General features: G+C 74.7%; 18 protein-coding genes. 10 read left to right on the top strand and 8 right to left on the bottom strand.

Going from position 1 to position 20738, the window contains the following annotated elements; translation table 11 throughout:
• The first annotated feature begins 231 nt into the window (after positions 1 to 231).
• Positions 232 to 1839, top strand: coding sequence for an alpha/beta hydrolase (locus ACIQ8B_RS28585; protein WP_403550748.1), 1608 nt, complete (start codon positions 232 to 234; stop codon positions 1837 to 1839).
• 25 nt (positions 1840 to 1864) lie between these two features.
• On the opposite strand, the gene ACIQ8B_RS28580 is transcribed toward ACIQ8B_RS28585, so the two are convergent.
• On the bottom strand, positions 1865 to 2266 hold the full coding sequence (locus tag ACIQ8B_RS28580; protein ID WP_403550746.1) for a hypothetical protein: 402 nt from the start codon (positions 2264 to 2266) through the stop codon (positions 1865 to 1867).
• A gap of 111 nt (positions 2267 to 2377) precedes the next feature.
• On the opposite strand from ACIQ8B_RS28580, the gene ACIQ8B_RS28575 reads away from it, so the two are divergent.
• Together ACIQ8B_RS28575 and ACIQ8B_RS28570 are read left to right on the top strand one after the other, a co-directional pair.
• Positions 2378 to 3472, top strand: a complete 1095-nt coding sequence (locus tag ACIQ8B_RS28575; protein WP_403550744.1) for a chemotaxis protein — start codon at positions 2378 to 2380, stop codon at positions 3470 to 3472.
• A 305-nt stretch (positions 3473 to 3777) separates the two neighbouring features.
• Entirely contained in the window at positions 3778 to 5202 is a 1425-nt protein-coding gene (locus ACIQ8B_RS28570; RefSeq protein WP_403550742.1) for a PP2C family protein-serine/threonine phosphatase, read from the top strand.
• 31 nt (positions 5203 to 5233) lie between these two features.
• On the opposite strand, the gene ACIQ8B_RS28565 is transcribed toward ACIQ8B_RS28570, so the two are convergent.
• On the bottom strand, positions 5234 to 6724 hold the full coding sequence (locus tag ACIQ8B_RS28565) for a hypothetical protein (RefSeq protein WP_403550740.1): 1491 nt from the start codon (positions 6722 to 6724) through the stop codon (positions 5234 to 5236).
• Between the two features lie 235 nt (positions 6725 to 6959).
• Here ACIQ8B_RS28565 and ACIQ8B_RS28560 point away from each other — a divergent pair, with 235 nt between their 5' ends.
• Entirely contained in the window at positions 6960 to 8096 is a 1137-nt protein-coding gene (locus tag ACIQ8B_RS28560; protein ID WP_403550738.1) for an aminoglycoside phosphotransferase family protein, read from the top strand.
• 330 nt (positions 8097 to 8426) lie between these two features.
• On the top strand, positions 8427 to 10391 hold the full coding sequence (locus ACIQ8B_RS28555; RefSeq protein WP_403550736.1) for an N-acetylmuramoyl-L-alanine amidase: 1965 nt from the start codon (positions 8427 to 8429) through the stop codon (positions 10389 to 10391).
• Positions 10392 to 10469: 78 nt separating this feature from the next.
• On the opposite strand, the gene ACIQ8B_RS28550 is transcribed toward ACIQ8B_RS28555, so the two are convergent.
• The 3 genes from ACIQ8B_RS28550 to ACIQ8B_RS28540 form a co-directional block, all read right to left on the bottom strand.
• Entirely contained in the window at positions 10470 to 10967 is a 498-nt protein-coding gene (locus ACIQ8B_RS28550) for a hypothetical protein (protein WP_106415564.1), read from the bottom strand.
• Between the two features lie 80 nt (positions 10968 to 11047).
• A complete protein-coding gene (locus tag ACIQ8B_RS28545; protein WP_403550734.1) occupies positions 11048 to 11950 on the bottom strand; it encodes a universal stress protein in 903 nt (300 codons plus the stop codon).
• A 130-nt stretch (positions 11951 to 12080) separates the two neighbouring features.
• Positions 12081 to 12323 (bottom strand): DUF397 domain-containing protein, encoded by a 243-nt coding sequence (locus tag ACIQ8B_RS28540; protein ID WP_403550732.1) that lies wholly within the window; start codon positions 12321 to 12323, stop codon positions 12081 to 12083.
• Positions 12324 to 12633: 310 nt separating this feature from the next.
• Between ACIQ8B_RS28540 and paaK the strand changes: the two genes are divergently transcribed.
• Positions 12634 to 13935: a phenylacetate--CoA ligase PaaK gene (gene paaK, locus ACIQ8B_RS28535; protein WP_290004911.1), complete on the top strand. Its 1302-nt coding sequence runs from the start codon at positions 12634 to 12636 to the stop codon at positions 13933 to 13935.
• 23 nt (positions 13936 to 13958) lie between these two features.
• Here the strand turns inward: paaK and ACIQ8B_RS28530 are convergent, their stop codons facing one another.
• A complete protein-coding gene (locus tag ACIQ8B_RS28530; protein WP_403550730.1) occupies positions 13959 to 14540 on the bottom strand; it encodes a TetR/AcrR family transcriptional regulator in 582 nt (193 codons plus the stop codon).
• Positions 14541 to 14733: 193 nt separating this feature from the next.
• On the opposite strand from ACIQ8B_RS28530, the gene ACIQ8B_RS28525 reads away from it, so the two are divergent.
• Positions 14734 to 16509, top strand: coding sequence for a serine hydrolase (locus tag ACIQ8B_RS28525; RefSeq protein WP_403550728.1), 1776 nt, complete (start codon positions 14734 to 14736; stop codon positions 16507 to 16509).
• A 25-nt stretch (positions 16510 to 16534) separates the two neighbouring features.
• On the opposite strand, the gene ACIQ8B_RS28520 is transcribed toward ACIQ8B_RS28525, so the two are convergent.
• Both ACIQ8B_RS28520 and ACIQ8B_RS28515 read right to left on the bottom strand, forming a co-directional pair.
• Positions 16535 to 18103, bottom strand: coding sequence for a phytoene desaturase family protein (locus ACIQ8B_RS28520; protein ID WP_403550726.1), 1569 nt, complete (start codon positions 18101 to 18103; stop codon positions 16535 to 16537).
• Between the two features lie 539 nt (positions 18104 to 18642).
• The gene (locus ACIQ8B_RS28515) at positions 18643 to 19014 is read right to left on the bottom strand and encodes a ferredoxin (protein WP_106415559.1); all 372 of its coding nucleotides are present in this window, start codon (positions 19012 to 19014) and stop codon (positions 18643 to 18645) included.
• A gap of 146 nt (positions 19015 to 19160) precedes the next feature.
• Here ACIQ8B_RS28515 and ACIQ8B_RS28510 point away from each other — a divergent pair, with 146 nt between their 5' ends.
• From ACIQ8B_RS28510 to ACIQ8B_RS28500, 3 genes are all read left to right on the top strand, one after another.
• The gene (locus tag ACIQ8B_RS28510) at positions 19161 to 19523 is read left to right on the top strand and encodes a DUF6479 family protein (protein WP_290004914.1); all 363 of its coding nucleotides are present in this window, start codon (positions 19161 to 19163) and stop codon (positions 19521 to 19523) included.
• A 247-nt stretch (positions 19524 to 19770) separates the two neighbouring features.
• A complete protein-coding gene (locus tag ACIQ8B_RS28505) occupies positions 19771 to 20277 on the top strand; it encodes a SigE family RNA polymerase sigma factor (protein ID WP_403550723.1) in 507 nt (168 codons plus the stop codon).
• A gap of 11 nt (positions 20278 to 20288) precedes the next feature.
• Positions 20289 to 20720 (top strand): cellulase, encoded by a 432-nt coding sequence (locus tag ACIQ8B_RS28500; RefSeq protein WP_290004916.1) that lies wholly within the window; start codon positions 20289 to 20291, stop codon positions 20718 to 20720.
• The last annotated feature ends 18 nt before the right edge of the window (positions 20721 to 20738 follow it).

Below are 20738 nucleotides of genomic sequence, written 5' to 3'. Positions count from 1 at the left end.
ACCGGATAGAACGCGGGCGTGGCATCCGGGTTATGGCTCCTCCGTATGCCGCATCCGGTTCACCCCCCAGGGGGTCCCGGCGTTCGAACCCCCGGCAAAGTCCGTCGAACCCCCGGTGCCCGAACACACGGACGCGGGACCGCCGCCGGCGCCGCGCGTCCGACGGGCGGGTGCGGCGGGACCCGCTTATGGTGGGCGAGGGCGCCGGTCGGGGCGCCTTGGGAGGCTTCGATGCTGGGCGAGCTGTCCGAGCGGCTCCGGGGCGGTGACCGCGCGAACGCGCTGCCGCCCTCCTTCCGGCGTGGCGCGGCGGCCGGAGCGGTCGGGCTGGTCCTGCTGGCGACCGGCCTGACGGCCACCGGCCGCGACGAGCCGGACCTCGGCCGCTTCCACGACCAGACGATCGCGTGGGCGGCCTGCGAGGGCACGGAGGTGCCGGAGGACCTCCAGTGCGGGACGGTCACCGTGCCGCTCGACTACGCCGACCCCGGCAAGGGCACCCTCGAGCTGGCGCTCGCCCGCTACCGCGCGTCCTCCGACGACCCCCGCGGCTCGGTGCTGCTGAACTTCGGCGGTCCGGGCGGCTCCGGGGTGCAGGGGCTCGCCCAGGGCCGCAAGGACTTCCTCGGTCTGACCGACGACTACGACGTGGTGTCGTTCGACCCGCGGGGCGTGGGCCGTTCCTCCCCGGTGAGCTGCGGGACCGACGCCACCAGCCGCGCGCTGGAGGCGACCGACGGCGAGGAGACGGGCGATCCGCGGGACGCGCTGCGGCAGTTGCGCGAGGTGGCGGCCGAGTGCGAAAAGAACTCCGGGCCGGTCCTCGCCCACATGGGCACCGTGGACGTGGCCCGCGACCTGGACGTGATGCGTCAGGCGCTCGGCGACGAGAAGCTCAACTACCTCGGGTTCTCCTACGGGACCCGCCTCGGCGCGGTCTACGCGGCCCGGTTCCCCGACAAGGTCGGCCGGATGGCGCTGGACGGTGTGGACACGCTGACCGAGCCGCTGGCCGAGCAGGGGCTCGCCAGCGCCCGCGGGCAGCAGACGGCGCTGGACAACTTCCTCACCTGGTGCACCGAGGAACTCGCCTGCCCGTTCGGACAGGACGCGCGCGCCGCCCGCGCACAGGTCGTGGAGCTGGTCCGCTCCCTCGACGACACCCCGGTGCCGTCCGCCTTCGGCTACGAGTTCACCGGCCAGGACCTGGCCGGCGCCATCGCTCAGGGCCTCTACGCCAAGGAGATGTGGCCGCTGCTGCAGCGGGCGCTCGCCGAGCTGGTGGAGGACGGCGACACGAGCGGCGTGGAGTCCCTCGCGTCCGGCGGGACGGCCCCCTCCCCCGCGCGCCCGGACGAGCCGCTCGCCGACGCGGAGGACGTGCCGCTGGACAACCTGCCGGCGGCGCTGATGGCGGTGAACTGCGCCGACGACCCCGACCGTCCGGACGCGGAACACCTCGCCGGGGAGCTCACGCGCCTGCGTGAGACGTACGAGGAGGCGTCTCCGGTGTTCGGGCCGTACCGGCTGGCGCAGGTGGTGCTGTGCCACGGCCGGCCCAAGGGGACCGACTACATCCGCGAGCAGGTCAAGGACCTCGACACCCCGAAGATGCTGCTGGTGGGCACCCGGGGCGACCCGGCCACCCCGTACCACTGGACGGAGCAGACGGCGAAGCGGCTGGGCCCGTCGGCCGTGGTGCTGGACAACCGCGGCGAGGGCCACACCGGCTACGGTTCGTCCGAGTGCGTCCACCGCAAGGTCGACGACTTCCTGCTGCACGGCACGCTCCCGCCGAGCGGCAGCTCCTGCGGCGCGGAGGACGAGAACCGGATCTGACGCGGACCGGGCCCCCTCGCCCCCTTCACCCGGAGGCCTCCTCGGGGCCCCGCTCCTCGTCCGCGTCCCCGCCGGGCCGCAGTGTCCCGGCGACCCGCCCCGCGTCCGGCACGGACACCGCGATCCGTACGCACGGCGACGGGGGCCGGAGGTCCAGGACGACCACCGGGACGCCCGCCCGCACGGCGACGAAGTCGCGGCCCAGGACGTGCTCCCGCTCCCCCACGCAGAACCGTCCCGGCCGGCAGCGGCCGACGACCGGTGTGCCGCGCAACGCGCGCCACCAGTCGGGCTCCACCCCGGTCGCCGCCACCCGGGGCAGCGGCACCCGTACCGCGCGGCGGCGCGCGAGCAGCGCCTCCCGCCACGACAGCCGGACGGTGACGGTCCCCCCGCCCCCGTCCCGCTCCACGACCGAGCGCGCCATCGGCGGTCGCCTCCCCCTCCAGCGTGCACCCCCGACCGCGGCGGCCCGAGTCCGCCCGACGGTCGCTTCGCACCGAATGCCCTGCCTCGGATTCCGCCCTATGGTGCTGTCATGGAGCACGATCTGAGCCCCTCCGCCCTCGCCGGGCTTCGCCGGCCGCGCCCCTACCCCGCGGTGTCGGTGCTGACGCCGACCAACCGCCGCAATCCGTTGAACACCGAGGACGCGCTGCGGCTGCGCGGCATGGTGGCCGAGGCGAAGAAGAAGCTGGAGTCCGACCCCGCGGTCTCCCGGGACCGGCGCGCCGACGTGGCCGCCCAGCTGGACCGGGCCCTGGCCGAGGTCGATCTCGCGCACGCCGAGGACGGCCTGGTGATCTTCGCCGCCTCGGGCGAGCACCAGGTGTGGTCGCTGGCGCGCAGCGTCCCGGAGCGCGTGGTGCTCTCGGACACCTTCCTGACCCGCAACCTGGTCTCCGCGCAGACGGCGGAGCGCCCGTTCTGGGTGCTGTCCGTCGCCGCCGACCGTGCCACGCTGTGGAGCGGCGGCCCGGACCGGGTGACGGAGGAGCGGGCCGGCGGCTTCCCGCTGGTGCGCGAGGAGCCGAACTTCGACCCGGAGCGGGAGGAGAGGGTCGGCGACCAGCCCAGCAACTACCGGGACGAGGACACCCGCCGCTTCCTGAAGGAGACGGCCACCGCGCTGACCTCCCTGGTGCGCGCCCACCCGAGGCCGCTGTACGTCACCGGCGAGCCGGCGGCGCTGTCACTGCTGTGCGAGTTCGGCGGCGCCGGCAAGGACGCCGTGCAGGTGCCGCGCGGCGGACTGGCGCACGGCACACCGGAGATGGTGTGGCGGGCGGTGCGGCCGGTGCTCGAGGAGCAGGACCGCAAGCGCGCCGAGGAGGTGGCGCGCGAGCTGGAGTCCGCCCGCGGCCGCAAGGAGTTCGCGGCCGGTGTCGACGAGTTGTGGCAGAGCGCCCGCGAAGGGCGGATCCGGCTGCTGGCCGTCGAGGAGAACTACCGGATCACGGTCCGCGACGACGGCGAGCATCTGATCGTCGCCGAGGACGGCGACCTCGACGCCCGCGAGGACATCGTGGACGAGATCGTCGAACAGTGCCTGGAGACGGGCGCCGAGGTGCGTTTCGTGCCGGACGGCAGCCTGGCCGACGCGCAGGGCATGGCGGCGGTGCTGCGCTACTGACGGGCGGGCGGTGTGCGGATCGGCCACCGCACCCCCCCCTCGAACAGACACCCGGCTGCCGAACCCGTGAGTGAGCCGGTCCGAGTGTCTGACGCACCGTCATGTCACATGCGTATCATGGGACTTGGGGTGTCGAGCGGGTCCCGGATGGCTACTTCGCGGTAACTCCGCGGGACAGTGACATATGCCGGTGACACCACCTCGTCGTGTGTCGCCGAATCCCTCACAGGCCGTCGTGGGCTGTGCGACAGTCGTGACGGTCCCTCTCCGCCCGAAGGCCGTACCGTCCCGCATCGGAGTGCGTCATGCCGTCCTCTCTCCCCGCGGACCGCCCCGCCGCCCGGTCGCCGGGAGGCGGCCCGGTCGACGCGCTCATCTCGCAGACCCGGCGGCTCAAGGGCGAGGTGGACGCGGTGCGCCGCGACACCCCGGCCGACGCGGGGGACCCCCGGGAGCGCTGGCGTCGCGCGCTGTACGACCTGGCGATGCACCAGCTCGACGACCTGGACGAGCACCTGGCGCAGCTGCGGGACGACCCGCCGCCCGCGCCGGGCGTCCCGGCCGAGGAGTCACCCGCGCCGCCGGACCCGCCCCGCGCCTCCCTGCTCAGCCGGGTGGGCAGCGCGGAATGGCACCTCCTCACGGACGAGGTGAGCTGGTCCGGCGAGCTGTACCGGATCCTCGGCCGCGACCCGGCCGCTCCCCCGCTCACCCTCGACGAACTGCCCTCCCTCGTGTTCGACGAGGACCGGCCGCGGCTGACCGAGATGGTCACCGGCTGCCTGGTCGACGGCCGGCCCATCGACGGGGAGTTCCGCGTCGTGCACGCGGACGACGGCATACGGACCGTGCACATGATGGGCGAACCGGTGCTCGGCGCCGACGGCAGCACCGTCTCCATGTGGGCGGTCCTGCGCGACGTCAGCGAACTGCGCCGCTGCCGGAGGGCGGTGAGCGAGACCCGTGACTCGCTGCACCGGCACCGGCACGCCGCCGCGCGGAGCGAGCACCGGCTCGCGGTCGAGCTGCGGGAGGCCGTGCTGCCGACGTGGCACGGGTCCCTGCGCTTCCCGCGGCGCGGCCCGCGGGCCCTGGACGTGGCCGCCGCCCGTCTGCCCCCCTCCGGGCGCGCATCGGTCGGCGGCGACTGGTACGACGCCCTCGAACTGTCCGACGACGCGACCCTGCTCGGCGTCGGCGAGCTGACCGGACACGGCGTGGGCGCCGCGTCCGGCGTGGCCCTGCTGCTCGGGGCCGTCCGGGGCATGGCCCTGGCCGGCACCGCACCCGGCCCCCTGCTGGACTGCCTCGACCGGCTGCTCGACACCACCGCCCAGCCGACCCTGGCCGGCGCCGTCTGCCTGCGCTACCGGCACGACACCCGCACCGCGGTGTGGGCGCGGGCCGGCAGCCCCGCCCCGCTGCTCTACCGCGGCCGGGCGGGGCGGGCGCTCGACGCACCGCGGGGGGCGCTGCTGGGCGCCGCCCCGGGCACCGGACACGGGCAGGCCGAGGAGACCCTCGAGGTCGGCGACCTGCTCCTGCTGTACACCGACGGCCTGGTGCCCGGGCGTACCGGGACGGCCGCCGTCCACCGCCTCCTCTCCCTGGCGCCCCGGTTCGCCGGGGGCCGTTCCGCCCAGGACTGCGTCCGGGAGGTCGTACGGGAGGTCGGTGAAGGGGAGCGTGCCGAGCACGCCTGTGTGCTGGTGGCGCGGGTGGCCTCATGACGAGGGCGGAGTCGCCTGGCGGCGCGTGACCTCAGGCCTTGGCGCTGCCGCCCTTCCCCCACTGGTGGGGCAGCGCCACCTCGATCTCCTCCCGCAGCTCCTGGATCCTCGGGTACGAGGCGTACTCGGCGGTCAGCCGGTACATCTGGCGCAGCCGGTCCCAGGTGCGGCGCGAGGAGTTCTGGCCCATCGACACCAGGGCGAGCCGCGCGAACCGGTCGGCCTGCTCGGGATCGTCGGCGATGAAGCACGCGGAGGCCATCGACAGGAAGTCGAAGATCTTCGACCGCTGCTGGGCGTCCACCCGCAGGGCCAGCGCCTTGTCCGCGTAGTGCTGGGCGTGGACGGCCGCGCCCGGTTCGAACTCCGCCAGCGTCCGGTACGCCAGGGCCTGCATGCCGTACAGGTCCGCCTCGTTGAACAGCTGCATCCAGTCCGGCGGCGGCACGTCCCCCTTGTCGGAGACGAACAGGTCCTCGGCCTGGCCCAGGGTGCGGCGCATCGCCTGGCCCTTGCCCATGGACGCCTGCGCCCAGGCCTCGATGGTGTGGAACATGGCGCGGGTGCGGGGCAGCATCTGGTCGCCCGAGCCGGACTGGGCGAGCTTCATCAGGTCCAGTGCCTCGCCGGGCCGGCCCAGGTGCACCATCTGGCGTGCCGCGCGGGACAGCGCCTCGCCGGCGCGCGGGCGGTCGCCGCCCTCCCGTGCCGCGTGGGCGGCGATGACGAAGTACTTCTGCGCCGTCGGTTCCATGCCGACGTCGTGCGACATCCAGCCGGCGAGGACGGCGAGGTTGGCGGCGACACCCCACAGGCGCCGCTGCAGATGGGGCGGGTGGCGGTAGGCGAGCATGCCGCCCACCTCGTTGAGCTGCCCCACGACCGCCTTGCGCTGGAGCCCGCCGCCGCGGGCGGCGTCCCAGGCCCGGAACACCTCCACGGAGCGCTCCAGTTCCTCGATCTCCTGCGACCCGATGGGGGCGGCCTCGTAGCGGTCGAACCCGGCGGGTTCGGCGTGCAGGGGATCGTGCAGGCGGGGGGCGTCTGCGGTCAGGGCCGGATCGGTGTGCAGCCAGTCGTGCATGGCGCTGCTGAGTGCGGAGCCCGCGGTGAGGGCGGCGCCCGCACCCACCAGGCCGCGTCGGTTGAGCATGAGGTCCATTCCCGTGAATTCGGTGAGGACCTCGGCCGTCCGCTCGGGCGCCCACGGCATTCCGTCGGGATGTTCCGCACTCCCGGCGCGTGGCCGTTTCCCCGTACGCCCGTGCCGGACCAGACCGAGGTCCTCGATGGTCACGACACGGCCGAGACGCTCGGTGAACAGAGCCGCCAGCACCCGCGGAACCGGATCGCGCGGGATCTCTCCCATGTCGATCCACCGCCGCACCCGGGAGGTGTCGGTCGCCAGCTGCGGATGGCCCATGGCCGCCGCCCGCCGGTTGACCAGCCTCGCGAGTTCGCCCTTGGACCAGCCGGCCAGGCCGAACAGGTCCGCGAGCCGGGTGTTGGGTCGTCCGCTCACGTCAAGCCCCCAGGTTCTCGGCTGAGTTGACAGTAGCCCCGTGGGCCATGCCGGGCGACTATTCGCCAGGGTTCGCCAGGGTCCGCCAGATGGTGTGCCAGGGGCCCTCGGGTGTCGAGTAGGAACGCGCCACCACGACCCCGTCGCCGCAGGGGCATTCCCCCAGGGTGCGGCCGGGCGGCCGGGTTGGGTGGTGCGCTGACGTCGCAGGCACACGAAGGGATCTGTATCACCCATGTACGCAGCATCGTCCTCCGTGTCCGCCCCGCCCCGGCCGCTGCGTCCGCGTCCGTCGGACAGCGGCCCCTACCTCGCCCCCGCGCGGCCGGCGAACCCGGTGCTCGGCGCGGGCAACGCACGGCGCCTCGCGGGACCGGGCACCCAGCCGCTCAGCGGGAGGCTCGACCTGTCCGGCGCACAGGGCGCGCAGCTGCGCACGGCGCTCGCGTCGGTGCACCGCATCTGTCCGGAGTTCGCGCCGGTCCAGGTGCTGCGCCGCACCGGCCGGTCGGTCCTCCTGGTCGGCACCACGGGCCGCAGCACGGCGGTCGCCAAGTGCTTACTGGACCACTCCCCCGCGTGGAGCGAGCGCATCCGGCACGAAATAGCGGCATACCGCTCGTTCGTCCGGCAGCGTCCGCCCGTGCGGGTGCCCCGGCTGATCGCAGCGGATCCGGACAACTGCACGCTGGTCGTCGAGCGTCTGCCCGGACGGGTGGTGGCGCTCCAGCGGCACCCGGTGGAAGCGCCGCCCCGGGCGGACATCAGGGCGGCACTCGGCGCGATCTGCCGGCTCAACTCCTGGCGGCCGCCCGCCGGGACGTTCGACGCGCCGCTGGACTACGCGGCCCGCATCAACCGGTACCACGAGCTGGGTCTGCTCACCGACCGGGACCTCGGCGACCTGCAGAAGCTGCTGCACGGCATCGCCCTGGCGACGGGGCGGCAGGGCATGGGACAGTTCTGCCACGGCGACGCGCTGCTCTCCAACATCCTGATCTCACCGGCCGGTCCGGTGCTGGTGGACTGGGAGCACGCGGGCTGGTACCTGCCGGGCTACGACCTGGCGACCCTGTGGTCCGTGCTCGGGGACGCGCCCGCGGCCCGGCGCCAGATCAGCCAGATCGCCCAGGCGGCGGGCCCCGCCTCGCGCGACGCGTTCCTGGTGAACCTGATGCTGGTGCTGACCCGGGAGATCCGCACCTGTGAGACGGCCGTGCAGCGTTCGATGCACGAGTCGGTGCCGGCGCCCGCGGGGGGCCGGCCGGGGGGCGTGCCGTCCGGTGAGGAGCAGCGGCTGCTGCTGCGCCGGCTGCACGACGACTGCCAGCTGGCCCGGCGGGCCGTGCGCGCCGCGGTCGGCACCCGCTGACCCGCGCGGCACGACCGCCCCGCCGACGCCCGTGCGACTGCCCGCAGGCGACGACCGCCGCGGGCAGTCGGGCCGTCGCTGTCGGGCGGTCCCTCTCGGGCCGCCGCTCCCGAGCCGTCCAGAAAGGGACGACGTGCGGCCACGGCGCAGACGCCGCCGGGCGCGCCACCGGTGTAGACCGCTGACGCGCCGCAGGTCCCGCCGCGGACCGCCACGAAACTGCGCACACCGCGATTGACAAGGGAATTCGCGCCTTCCTGGGCATGATTGACGGATCATCGGCCTGCCGGTACCACTGACGGGTCACCCGACCGTCCCCAGGAGGCTGCAGTGCGAGAACTCGCCACCGAGCCCGGCCGTGCGGCCGGGCCGTCACGACGCGCCGTCCGGGGCGCTGTGGGCGCCCTGGCCGCGGCCGCGTTGACGCTGCCCCTGCTGGGCGCGGCGCCCGACCCGGCCCCGCCGGCCACCGCCCGGCTGCAACAGGCGTTCGCCTCCGCCGCTGCCGCGTACGACGTCCCGCAGAGCGTCCTGCTGGGCGTCTCCTATCTGCAGTCCCGCTGGGACGCGCACGGGGGCGCCCCGAGCGTCACCGGCGGTTACGGGCCGATGCACCTGACCGACGCCCGCGCCGCGCTCGCCTCCGCCGGGCACCACGCGACCGGCTCCGAGGACCCGCGCGGTGACGACGCGCGTCCCGCGCTGCGCCCCTCGGAGCTCGGCCTGGACACCGCGGAGCTGCCGGACCGGCTGACCACCCTGCCGAGGGCGGCCCGGCTGACCGGCCTGAGCGCCGGGACGCTGCGCGAGGACCCGGCGGCGAACGTGGCGGGCGGCGCCGCCCTGCTGGCCGAGGCGCAGCGTCGGCTGGGCGCGCCGGCCAGTGACGACCCGGCCGACTGGTACGGGGCGGTGGCGCTGTTCTCCGGCGCCGACGACCGCGCCTCGGCGACGGCGTACGCGAACGACGTGTTCGCGGTGATCCGGGAGGGCGAGGAGCGGGTCACGGACGCCGGGCAGCAAGTCGTCCTGGACGCCCGCCCCGGCGTGGCGCCCGACACCTCGGCGCTGGACCGCGCCGGGCTGCGCCAGGGCTCCGCGGCCGGCACGGAGTGCCCGAGGACGGTGTCCTGCGAGTGGATCCCGGCGCCGTACGAGGAGTTCGGCGAGGGCGACTACGGCAACCACGACCTGGGGAACCGGCCCGCCTCGCAGCGGATCCGGTACATCGTCGTGCACGACACGGAGGGCGCCTGGGAGGGCGTCCTCCACATGGTCCAGGACCCGACCTACGTGTCCTGGCAGTACAGCCTGCGCTCCACCGACGGCCACATCGCGCAGCACGTGAAGGCCGAGGACGTCGCCTGGCACGCGGGCAACTGGTACGTCAACGCGGCGTCGATCGGCCTGGAGCACGAAGGTTTCCTCACGGACCCCGACGCCTGGTACACCGAGGCGATGTACCGGTCCTCGGCCCGGCTGGTGAGGTACCTGGCCGACAAGCACGGCATCCCGCTGGACCGGCAGCACATCCTCGGCCACGACACGGTCCCGGGCACCACCACCGCCACCATCCCGGGCATGCACACCGACCCCGGCCCGTACTGGGACTGGCGGCACTACTTCGAGCTGCTGGGCAGCCCGCTGAGGGCCACGGGCAGGAAGGACTCCGGGGCCGTCACCATCCGGCCCGACTACGCCGCCAACCGGCCGGTGTTCACCGGCTGCGGGACCGCCGGGCAGCCCTGCGCCCCGCACGGGTCGAGCGCGGTGCGGCTGTACTCCGACCACGACGTGGACTCCCCGCTGATCAAGGACATCGGCCTCGGCTCCGCGCCGACCACCGGGGTGAACGACCTGTCCTCGCGGGTGTCCACGGGCCAGCAGTACGCGGTGGCCGGCCGGTGGGGCGACTGGACCGCGATCTGGTACCTCGGCCAGAAGGCCTGGTTCCGCAACCCGGCGGAGAACCCGGTCGCCGTGCCGGCCAGGGCGAGGGTGGTCACCCCGCGCGAGGGCCTGGACTCCGTGCCCGTGTACGGGCGCGCGTACCCGGAGGCAGCGGCCTACCCGGCGGGGGTGCCGGTGCAGGCGGTGTCGGCGCTGCCGTACAGGGTGCTCGCGGGGCAGAAGTACGTGACCGGCGGCAAGGTGCCGGGCGAGTACTACTACGCGGTGACCTTCGACCCGGCCTCGCACCGGGTGGTGCGCGGCGAGGAGCAGTACTACGAGATCCAGTTCGGCCACCGGGTCGGTTTCGTGCGGGCGGCGGACGTGACGGTCTCGTCGTCGTAGCGCGGGAGCGTGCGCCATGCGGCGGGCGCCCCCGGACCGGTGCGGTCCGGGGGCGCCCGTCGTCGTCCGTGGGTGAGGTCAGCCCTGCTGGAACAGCTCCGCCGGCAGCGGCTTGAGGAGGGCGTACAGGTCGTCGGTGATCGGGCGGTCCCAGGCGGCGATGGTCACCAGGACGTTGTCGCTGCGGTCGAACTGCACGCAGGAGATCCGGCTCTCGGAGAGCTTGACGCGGCGCACGATCAGCAGATTGTCGCCCTGCATCACCGGCACCTCCTCCGTGGAGACGACGGTGACCTCCTCGTCGTTCTCCAGCGCCAGCAGCAGCTGTCCGACCTCGAAGGGCACTTCGCCCTCGGGGACGTCACGGGCCGGGGAGCCCTCGGGCAGATTGCCGATGATCATCGCGGGACCGCGGCCGCCGAACAGGTCGTAGCGCAGGAAGACGCCGTGGCAGGTTCCGTCGGGGGCGGGCAGCAGGCCCGCGCCCAGGTTGCCGGGCCAGTCGCCCGGGTCCATGGCCAGTACGTCGAAATCGGGCCCGGCGGGTGTGGCACTACGGCGGCGGAGGAACGACATGCCGCCATGGTACGTGGCCGGAACCCGGTTCGGACGGCCGGGCGGAAGCCTCCCGGCCGTCCGGCCCGGCGTCTTCCGGCTCACTCCTCCCCGGGAACGGGCGGAACGACCGCCACCGGACTGTGCGCGTGCAGCAGGACCGCCTGGGTGACCGAACCCATCATGCGGGCGGGCGCGAACAGGCGGCGGCGGTGGCGGCCCACCACGACCAGCGAGGCGTCCCGGGACCCGCCGACCAGGTGACCGGCCGCGTCGCCGGGCTCCACGGCGACCTCGGCGGCGACCTCCGGGTGCCGTTCCCGGTACGGGGCGAGGAAGCCGTCGGCGAGGACGCGCGTCTCGTGCTCGATCGCCTCCTGGTCGGCCTGCGCGGGCGGCACCTCGCCGGGCAGCATCATCGTCTGCAGCGGCCACGGGTACGCGGTGACGACCCGCAGCCCGGTGCGGCGCAGGGCGGCCTCCGCGAAGGCGAAGCCGAGCGTCGCCGCGTCGGGGCCGTCGGCGTTCACCCCGACGACCACGGGGCCGTCCGGGCGGGGCGGCGCGTCCTCCTCGCCGTCGCGGCCGGGCCGGGGCACCACGACCACCGGGCACACGGCGTCACGGGCTGCGGCCAGGGAGTTCGACCCGAGCAGCAGGCTGGCGAAGCCGCCGCGGCCCCGGGAGCCGAGCACCAGCAGCCGGGCCTCCGCGCCTGCCTCGGGCAGCAGCGCGCCCGGCACGCCCTCCGTCACCACGTACTCGACGGACGGCGTGCCGCCCAGTCCGTCCACCCGGGCGCGCGCCTGTGCGAGCACCGGGTCCTCGTCCGCGCCGGGCGGCCCCGCGTCCCGCGCCTCCGGCCGGGTGCGGGGCAGGTCCGCGCGGACGTGCAGGACGCGCAGCGTCGCCCCGCGCCGCCGGGCGGCGTCCAGGGCCCACTCCAGGGCGCGCAGTCCGTCCTGGGATCCGTCCACCGCCGCGACCACCGGCTGGTCGTTCATGTGTCTCGCCTCCGGATACGGCATCGGGTCCGCGCCGTTCCCCGTGCGGTCCGGCGCGGCTCTCTGCGCATCACGTGTCCGGAAAAGCGCGCGGCACACGTCCGTGGGGCGGGGCGCGCCGCCGATCGGGTCAGGTCAGGTCGAAGTCGCCCTCGCGCGCGCCCGACACGAAGGCGCCCCACTCGGCGGGGGTGAAGATCAGGGAGGGGTTCTCCGGGCGGCCACCGTTGCGCATGGCGATGAAGCCCTCCACGAAGGCGATCTGGACGTCGCCCAGACCTCTGCTGCCGGACTGCCACTGTGCGTTGCTGAGGTCCAGCTCGGGCTTGTCCCAGCCCGTGAGCGGGCGCTGCTGGGTGGTGCTCTCGGCCACGTCCGTGCTCCTCCCGGTTGCCGTCGTCCGCGGCCAGCCTAGCGATCGGTCCGTCCTGCGGACAGGCCACGCCAGGGGGGTGCGGGAGGGGGTGCGGATGACGGTCGCGGGGCGGGTGCGGGGCGATGGGGCTCGCTCGCGCGGTTCCCCGCGCCCCTCAGGGCGTCGTCGTCGCGTCCTCGGATCGCGCCGTCGGAAAAGTGCAGGCCGGGCTCTTGCACCGGAGGGCGGTCGGCTGCGTTACTGGGGCCCGTGACACACGACCGAATGATCGGTCGACGGCAGGAGGACGGGTGGAGGGAAGGTCCTGATGACTCAGGCGGCGGACCTGCTGGACCCGGCGGAGCGGCTCGACCTCGACGGTCTGCGGGCCCTCCAGCTGGAGCGGCTGCGGAACTCCTTGCGGCACGCGTACGAGAACGTGCCGTTCCACCGGGAGTCCTTCGACAAGGCGGGCGTCCACCCCGACGACTGCCGTTCGCTGTCCGACCTGTCCCGCTTCCCCTTCACCACCAAGGCGGACCTGCGGGAGAACTACCCGTACGGCATGTTCGCCGTCCCGCGCGAGCGGATCCGCAGGCTGCACGCCTCCAGCGGCACCACCGGGCGCCCCACGGTCGTCGGCTACACGGAGAACGACCTGTCCATGTGGGCCGACATGGTCGCGCGGTCGCTGCGCGCGGCGGGCGGCAGGCCCGGCGACACCGCCCACATCGCGTACGGGTACGGCCTGTTCACGGGCGGCCTCGGCGCCCACTTCGGCGCCGAACGCCTCGGCTGCACGGTGATCCCCGCGTCCGGCGGCATGACGTCACGGCAGGTCACGCTGATCCAGGACCTCGAGCCGTCGGTCATCATGGTGACCCCGTCCTACATGCTCACCCTGCTCGACGAGTTCGAGCGGCAGGGCGTCGACCCGCGCTCCACCTCCCTGCGCGTGGGCGTCTTCGGCGCCGAGCCGTGGACGGAGGAGATGCGCCGGGAGATCGAGGAGCGGTGCGCGATCGACGCGGTCGACATATACGGCCTGTCCGAGGTGATCGGCCCGGGTGTCGCGCAGGAGTGCGTGGAGACCAAGGACGGGCTGCACATCTGGGAGGACCACTTCTTCCCGGAGGTCGTCGACCCGGTCACGGGCGAGGTGCTGCCCGAGGGCGAGCGGGGCGAGCTGGTGTTCACCTCGCTCACCAAGGAGGCCATGCCGGTCGTCCGGTACCGGACCCGGGACCTGACCCGGCTGCTGCCGGGCACGGCACGGGTGTTCCGGCGCATGGAGAGGGTGACCGGACGCAGCGACGACATGGTGATCCTGCGCGGGGTGAACCTCTTCCCCACGCAGATCGAGGAGATCGTGCTGCGCACCCCGGGCGTGGCGCCGCACTTCCAGTTGCGGCTGACCACGCGCGGCCGCACGGACCGGTTGACGGTGCGTGCGGAGGCCCGCCCGGACGCGGACGCGGCGGCCCGGGAGGCGGCGGCCCGGTCCATCGTGCAGGCGGTGAAGGACGGCATCGGCGTCTCGGTCGAGGCGGAGATCGTCGATCCGGAGTCGCTGGAGCGGTCGGTGGGCAAGATCCGGCGCATCGTGGACCTGCGGGAGCGGCGCGGCTGAGACCCGGCCCGGGGTGGCTCGGCCTACCGCCCGTCGGTCACGGTCCGCTCGACCGCGGCCGCCACCAGCCGCTCCCGCTCCTCGGGGGCGAACACGTCCGGCAGGGTGAGCTGTTCGACGATCAGCCAGTTCAGGGCGAGGTACAGCAGCTTGACGGCCGTGGCGTCACCGGGGAGGCCGGAGCCCTCGTGGTGGCGGACGTTCGCCTCGACGTCGGCCCGGACGCGCTCGGTGAGCACGGTGCGCAGTCCGGGCCGGCGGATGGCCTCCAGCCGCAGTTCGAGCAGGGCGAGGTAGCCGGTGCGGAACGAGGCGACACGGCCCACCAGTTCGCGCATGATCTCGGCGTACGTCTCCCGGTCCCGGCCCGCGGCACGCTGCCGCGCGACGGTCTCCTCGTCCGGCTGGAGCCGCTCGTAGACCCGGGCTCCGGCCTGGGTGAGCAGGTCGTCACGCGAGGAGAAGTAGTTCGACGCGGTACCGGGGGGCACGGCGGCCTCGGTGTCCACGGCCCGGAAGGTCAGTCCCCGCGCGCCGTCCCGCGCCAGCACCTCGATCGCCGCGTCCACCAGCGCGGCCCGCCGCGTCTCGTTCCGCCGCACCACATCCACCACTCCTCTCCACGGACCACTCCGGCCAGAGTAGTGCGGGTGGAGCGGCGGCCCTCGTACGGCCCCGCTCGCCCGTTGTCCACAGCCATTGACAACCCGCACCCCTGACACGAAAGTTTCATCTCGCGCGGCGATGTCCGGAAGTTACTTTCAGGCGGCTCGGGGCTGGACCCGGGAGGGTGGACGGATGACGGACGGCAGAGGGATCAGTCGGCGGCACGTGGGCGTGGGAGCGCTGGCGTTGGGCGGGGGGCTGGCGTTCGCCTCCTTGCCCGCGGATCCGGCGGCCGCGGCGGCCGCGTCCCGCGGGGGCGGTCGCCCGGCGCTGCGGCACGGGTCGGCGCAGCGGGCCGGGCTGCTGCCCGGTCCGCTGCGGCAACTCGTCGCCGACGCCGAGGCGTTCCTCCAGCCCTCCCCGGAACACCCCTGGTACGCGGGGGCCGTTCTGCTCGCCGGGCGGGGGCACACGGTCGCGCTGCACCAGCCCATCGGCATGGCCGTGCGCTACCAGGCGTACGACGAGGAGACCGACACCGGCGTCGAGTTCCCGGCGGAGCACCAGATACCGATGGCCGAGGACACCGTCTTCGACCTGGCGTCGGTGTCGAAGCTGTTCACCTCCGTCCTCGCCGTGCAGCAGATCGAGCGGGGCCGGCTGACGCTGGAGGCGCCGGTCGCCTCGTACCTGCCGGACTTCGGGCGGGCCGGGAAACAGGACGTGACGATCCGGCAGCTGCTCACGCACACCTCGGGGTTCCGCGCGTGGATCCCGCTGTACGCGGCGCCGACGTACGAGGAGAAGGTGCAGCGCGTCTACGACGAGGCGCCGGCGAGCCCGCCGGGAACCGCGTACCTGTACTCCGACCTGAACCTGATCTCGCTGCAGTTCGTGCTGGAGCACGTCACCGGGCGCCCGCTGGACGTGCTGCTGCGCGAGGAGATCACCGAGCCGCTCGGCATGCGGCGCACCCGCTACAACCCTCCGGCGTCCTGGAAGCCGAAGATCGCGGCCACCGAGGACGCCCGCACGCCGTGGTCCGGGCTGGACCGGGGGCTGGTGTGGGGCGAGGTGCACGACGAGAACGCGTACAGCCTGGGCGGGGTAGCGGGCCACGCCGGTGTGTTCTCCGACGCGTGGGACCTGGCGGTCCTCGCGCGGACGCTGCTCGACGGCGGTGTCCGCGGCCGGGAGCGGATCCTGCGGCCGGAGTCGGTGGAGCTGATGTTCACCGACTTCAACACCGCGTTCCCGGGCGACGAGCACGGCCTGGGCTTCGAGCTCTACCAGCACTGGTACATGGGCGCGATGGCCACGCCCCGCACGGCCGGCCACACCGGGTTCACCGGCACGGCGCTGGTGCTCGACCCGACCACCGACTCCTTCCTCGTCGTCCTGGGCAACTCCGTGCACCCGGTGCGCAGCTGGCGGTCCGGTTCGGCGCCCCGGGTGGCCGTCGCCGACCAGCTGGCCCGCGCGGTGCCGGTGCGGCCGGCCCGGGGGCGCGCGGCGTGGTTCTCGGGGATGGCGAGCGCGGCCACGGCGACCCTCGCGCTGCCGGCGCTGGACACCTCCTCCGGCGCGGCCCGGCTGAGCTGCGCGCTGTGGTGGGACACCGAACCGCGGGCCGACGTCCTGGTCCTCGAGTCCTCGGCGGACGGCGGGACGACGTGGGAGCGGGTGCCGTTCACGACGCGGCGGCGCGGCGCCGCGCCCGAGCAGCACCCGACAGGCACGGCCACCGGCTGGTCCGGCCGCGTCTGGCACGACCTCACCGCCGATCTGCCGGCCGCCCCCGGGCTCGTCGTGCGCTGGCGGTACACGACGGACCGGCTGTACGTCGGGCGCGGCGCCTACGTCGACCGGCTGCGCGTCGAGAGGGGCCGCCGCCGGCTCTTCGACGAGGCCCGCCCCGCGGACGCGGCGCGCCTGCGGGCGGAGGGCTGGAGCCGGGAGGACGGCTGAGGCCGGACCACGGCCGGCCGGGCCGTCAGTCCTGGCCGGCCTCCAGCACGGCCATCGCCGCGTTGTGCCCCGGCACCCCGCTCACCCCGCCGCCGCGCACCGCGCCCGCGCCGCAGAGCAGCACGTTGGCGTGGACCGTCTCCACGCCCCAGCGGCCGGTGCCGTCCTGGGCGTGGGGCCAGGAGAGGTCGCGGTGGAAGATGTGGCCGCCGGGCAGCCCGAGGTCGCGTTCCAGGTCGAGCGGCGACCTGGCCTCGACGCACGGGCGGCCGTCGGCGTCCGTGGCGAGGCAGTCGGCGATCGGCTCGGCCAGGTGGGCGTCGAGCTGGGCCAGCGTCGACTTCAGCAGTTCCTCGCGCACCGCGTCGTTGTCCCGTTCGAACAGCCGCGCCGGCGTGTGCAGTCCGAACAGGGTGAGGGTCTGACAGCCCCGCGCCGCCAGGTCGGGCCCGAGGATCGACGGATCGGTGAGCGAGTGGCAGTAGATCTCCGAGGGCGGCGCGTCGGGCAGCCGTCCCGTGGCGGCCTGGGCGTGCGCGGTGGCCAGCTGCTGGTAGCCCTCGGCGATGTGGAAGGTGCCGGCGAACGCCTCACGCGGGTCGACGGAGCTGTCGCGGAGCCGGGGCAGCCGCTCGAGCAGCATGTTCACCTTGAGCTGGGCGCCCTCGGCGGGCGGCGGGGGCGTGTCGCCGGTGAGCCGCGCCAGCTCCTTCGGAGAGGCGTTGACCAGGACGTGCCGGGCGGTGACGACGCCCTCGCCGTCGGCCGTGCGGTGGGTGACCTCGGCGGTACGGCCGTCGGTCTCGACGCGTACGGCCTGGTGGCCGGTGGCGATGACCGCGCCGGCCGCGCGGGCGGCGCCGGCGAGCGCGTCGGTGAGCGCGCCCATGCCGCCGACCGGGACGTCCCAGGCGCCGGTGCCGCCGCCGATGACGTGGTAGAGGAAGCAGCGGTTCTGCTTCAGTGAGGAGTCGTGGGCGTCGGCGAAGGTGCCGATGAGCGCGTCGGTGAGGACGACGCCGCGCACCAGGTCGTCGGCGAAGCGCTCCTCGACGGCGACGCCCAGGGGCTCCTCGAAGAGGATCCGCCAGGCCTCCTCGTCGTCCACCGCGCGGCGCAGCTCCTCACGGGTGGGCAGCGGCTCGGTGAGGGTGGGGAAGACCCGGCGGGCGACCCGGCCGGTCAGGTCGTAGAAATCCTGCCACGCCCGGTGCTCGCGGTCGGAGCCGGTGAGCCGGACGAACGCCTCGCGGGTGCGTTCCTCGCCGCCGCCGACGAGCAGACCGGTGGGCCGGCCGTCGCGTTCGGCGGGGGTGTACGAGGAGATGGTGCGGGTGGAGAGCCGGACGTCGAGCCCCAGATCGGTGAGGATCTTCCGGGGCAGCAGGCTGACCAGGTACGAGTACCGGGACAGGCGTGCGTCGACACCCGCGAAGGGGCGGGTGGAGACCGCCGCGCCGCCGGTGTGGTCCAGCCGCTCCAGCACCAGGACGGAGCGCCCGGCACGGGCGAGGTAGGCGGCGGCGACGAGGCCGTTGTGGCCTGCGCCGACGACGACGGCGTCATACGTCCGGGCGTCCCGCGCTGCGGTCATGGTTCTTCGTAACACGTGACGATCGCCCGCGGCCAGAGGGGATCCGGGGGACCGGGACGACCGGCCGGACCCGGCCGGGGCAAGGGACCGCGCGCCTCCGGCCGGACCCTGCCCGCGAAGCGGCGCCACCCGCCCGTACGGCTCCGCCGCCTCTCCCGGGCGGACCGGACGCTCCAGGCAGCGGGCCTCGTCCTCGCGGGCGGCGAGGGTGTCGGGGTGGTCCGCGCCGAGCACCCGCTCCAGGGCGACGGCCCCCTCCGGTACTCGGTGGGCGCGTGCGCCCGGTCGCCCAGCCGGCCCGGCGCGACGGCGGCCTCGCGGCGGCTGACCAGGACGTCCGGGTGGCCGGCGCCGGGCACCCGCTCGCGCAGGGCGGCCACCTCGCGGGACTCGGCGAGGGCGTCCGGCCCCGGCCGAGCCGGCCGGACCGCGCCGCCTCCGTCGTGGTCCGTCCGGCCCCCGGTCTCACCCGGCAGGGCGACGACCCGCCCGAGTGCGCACGGGGCCGGGGGCGGCCGGGGACGTGGCGGGACGGTGGGTCAGTCGAGGGTGGCGAGGAATTCGGTGCAGGCCCGCGCGCAGGCGCGGCAGGCCTCCGCGGTCCGTTCCGCTCCGGGGTGTCCGTCGAAGACCTGGGCGCTCTCCAGGCACACCTGGCGGCACCACTCAACCTGCATGCGGATGGTGGCCTCGTCGGCCTGGTTCTGCTCGGACAGCACACGGCAGGTCGCGTCGCAGACCTCCGCGCACATGATGCCCTTGCGTCGTACGAGTTCCTGGTTCTCGGCGCCGTCGGGGTCCACGAGGCCGGCCCGGGTCGCGCAGGCCCGGGCGCACTCGGCGCAGGCCTGGGCGCAGGCGAACCGGTCCTCCAGGAACCGGAACAGCTCCTCCTGCGATGTCGTCGTCACACCGCGCGGGTTGCCCCCGTGCGGGGCGTCAAACCCGGTCGGTCCGGCGATCCCCAGGGCTGTGCGGCGTCCCGCGGGCGGGTCCGGCGGGGGCGGCCTGGTTCGGGGCGGGGACCCGGGGTACCCGCGAGGGCATGATGAACGCGATGGAGACAGCCGACCTGGCGGCGGGACGCGGTGCTCTGGGCGTCGGTCTGGTGGTGGCCGGGATCGCGGTCCTGGCCCTGCTGATCGGCATGTTCCTGTTCGGCAGCCGCCGGGTCCGTAACAACGACTCGCGCCGGCCGCGGCCCGAGGAGCAGCCCCGGATGCCCGAGGGCGGTCCGGTCCGCGAGGTGCGGGAGCACCGGGAGCCGGAGGAGATGCCGCGGACCGAGGAGCGACTGAGCCCGCACGAGCTGAAGGGCCACGGCAACGCGGGCAGCCGCACCGGCACCGGCGAGGGGCGTCCCCGCTGGAACGAGGGCGGCGGCGGAGGTTTCGGCAGCGGCGGCCCCGGCGCCCACTGACCTCGACGGTCCCGGCGTTCGCCGGGGCCGTCGCCGTGTCGGCCGCCTTCTCGGCAGGCTGCTCGGGAACCAGCAGGGCAGTGCCTCTCGGCACTGCCCTTTTCGTGTGTGCGGCGCCGCTGCGGCCGCACGCGACCGCACCTTTCACAAGACGTGATGCGGGTCACAGTGATGTACTGCAGCGTTTCCCCGGTCCCAGGGCCTTCTTCCAGGTGCAAGGGGTTGTACGGACACGGGGCGGTAAGGGATGCAGCGGTTTCGGGCCGACGGCTTCGACGAGTTCGTGGCCGCCCGCTGGTCGGCGCTGCTGCATGTCGCGCGTCTGCTCACCGGCGGCGACCGCCAGCGCGCCGAGGACCTGGCGCAGGAGGCCCTGGTGAAGTTGTGGTTCGCCTGGCCGAAGGTCGCCGAGCAGGCGCCGGAGGCGTACGTCCGCCAGGTGATGGTGCGGCTGGCCGCGCGGTCGGCCCGCCGCCGCTGGTGGGGTGAGCGCCCCGTGGGTGAACTGCCCGACCGGCCCGGACCGGGCGACGTGTCCGCGTCCGTCGCCGAACGCTCGCGCCTCGAAGCGGCGCTGGCCCTGCTGACGCCCCGGCAGCGGGCGGCGGTGGTGCTGCGCTACTACGAGGACCTGCCCGAGGGGCAGGTGGCGCAGGCCCTCGGCTGCCCGGTCGGCACGGCCCGCTCCCACGCGTCGCGCGGCGTGGCGCGGCTGCGGCAGATCCTGTCCGACTCCGCCCGGCCCGTGACGTGAGGGGAGCAGCGATGGACGACTTCGAGCGCGAGCTGACGCGCATGATGCGCGAGGGCCGGACCCCCGCCCCCTTCGAACCGCGGCAGCGGGCACGCCTGTACGAGGGCATCCGGGCCCGTCGCCGGACGCGGATGCTGGTGCGGGCGGGCGGTTCCGCCCTCGCGGTGGCCGGGCTGAGCGTCGGTCTGGCGCTGCTGCCCCGCCTCGGCTCCGGGCCCGCACCGGCCGACCTGCCCCTGCCGGCGACCGGGTCGACGGCCCCCTCGCTGTCCGGCGAGCCGACCGGGGCCCCGTCCGGCGCCACGGAGCCGAGCACGTCACCGCCGCCGACCCGGGCGTCCGAGCCCGGCGCACCGGGCGGTCCCCCGCCGGGGACGACCGGGCCGGTCACCACGGAACCCGGCCACGGCGGCACCCCGACCTCTCCCCCGCCGAGCGGATGACCCCGGGCGGGCCCCGGG

The sequence above is a fragment of the Streptomyces sp. NPDC096105 genome (assembly GCF_044763335.1).
In the GTDB taxonomy this organism is placed as follows: Bacteria; Actinomycetota; Actinomycetes; order Streptomycetales; family Streptomycetaceae; genus Streptomyces.
This window is presented reverse-complemented; position numbering and strand designations above follow the sequence as displayed.

Bases quoted from the DNA above. Each gene is read 5' to 3' on its own strand.
- ACIQ8B_RS28585 (WP_403550748.1), top strand. From the start codon at position 232: ATGCTGGGCGAGCTGTCCGAGCGGCTCCGGGGCGGTGACCGCGCGAAC.
- ACIQ8B_RS28580 (WP_403550746.1), bottom strand. From the start codon at position 2,266: ATGGCGCGCTCGGTCGTGGAGCGGGACGGGGGCGGGGGGACCGTCACC.
- ACIQ8B_RS28575 (WP_403550744.1), top strand. From the start codon at position 2,378: ATGGAGCACGATCTGAGCCCCTCCGCCCTCGCCGGGCTTCGCCGGCCG.
- ACIQ8B_RS28570 (WP_403550742.1), top strand. From the start codon at position 3,778: ATGCCGTCCTCTCTCCCCGCGGACCGCCCCGCCGCCCGGTCGCCGGGA.
- ACIQ8B_RS28560 (WP_403550738.1), top strand. From the start codon at position 6,960: ATGTACGCAGCATCGTCCTCCGTGTCCGCCCCGCCCCGGCCGCTGCGT.
- ACIQ8B_RS28550 (WP_106415564.1), bottom strand. From the start codon at position 10,967: ATGTCGTTCCTCCGCCGCCGTAGTGCCACACCCGCCGGGCCCGATTTC.
- ACIQ8B_RS28545 (WP_403550734.1), bottom strand. From the start codon at position 11,950: ATGAACGACCAGCCGGTGGTCGCGGCGGTGGACGGATCCCAGGACGGA.
- paaK (WP_290004911.1), top strand. From the start codon at position 12,634: ATGACTCAGGCGGCGGACCTGCTGGACCCGGCGGAGCGGCTCGACCTC.
- ACIQ8B_RS28525 (WP_403550728.1), top strand. From the start codon at position 14,734: ATGACGGACGGCAGAGGGATCAGTCGGCGGCACGTGGGCGTGGGAGCG.
- ACIQ8B_RS28520 (WP_403550726.1), bottom strand. From the start codon at position 18,103: ATGACCGCAGCGCGGGACGCCCGGACGTATGACGCCGTCGTCGTCGGC.
- ACIQ8B_RS28510 (WP_290004914.1), top strand. From the start codon at position 19,161: ATGGAGACAGCCGACCTGGCGGCGGGACGCGGTGCTCTGGGCGTCGGT.
- ACIQ8B_RS28505 (WP_403550723.1), top strand. From the start codon at position 19,771: ATGCAGCGGTTTCGGGCCGACGGCTTCGACGAGTTCGTGGCCGCCCGC.
- ACIQ8B_RS28500 (WP_290004916.1), top strand. From the start codon at position 20,289: ATGGACGACTTCGAGCGCGAGCTGACGCGCATGATGCGCGAGGGCCGG.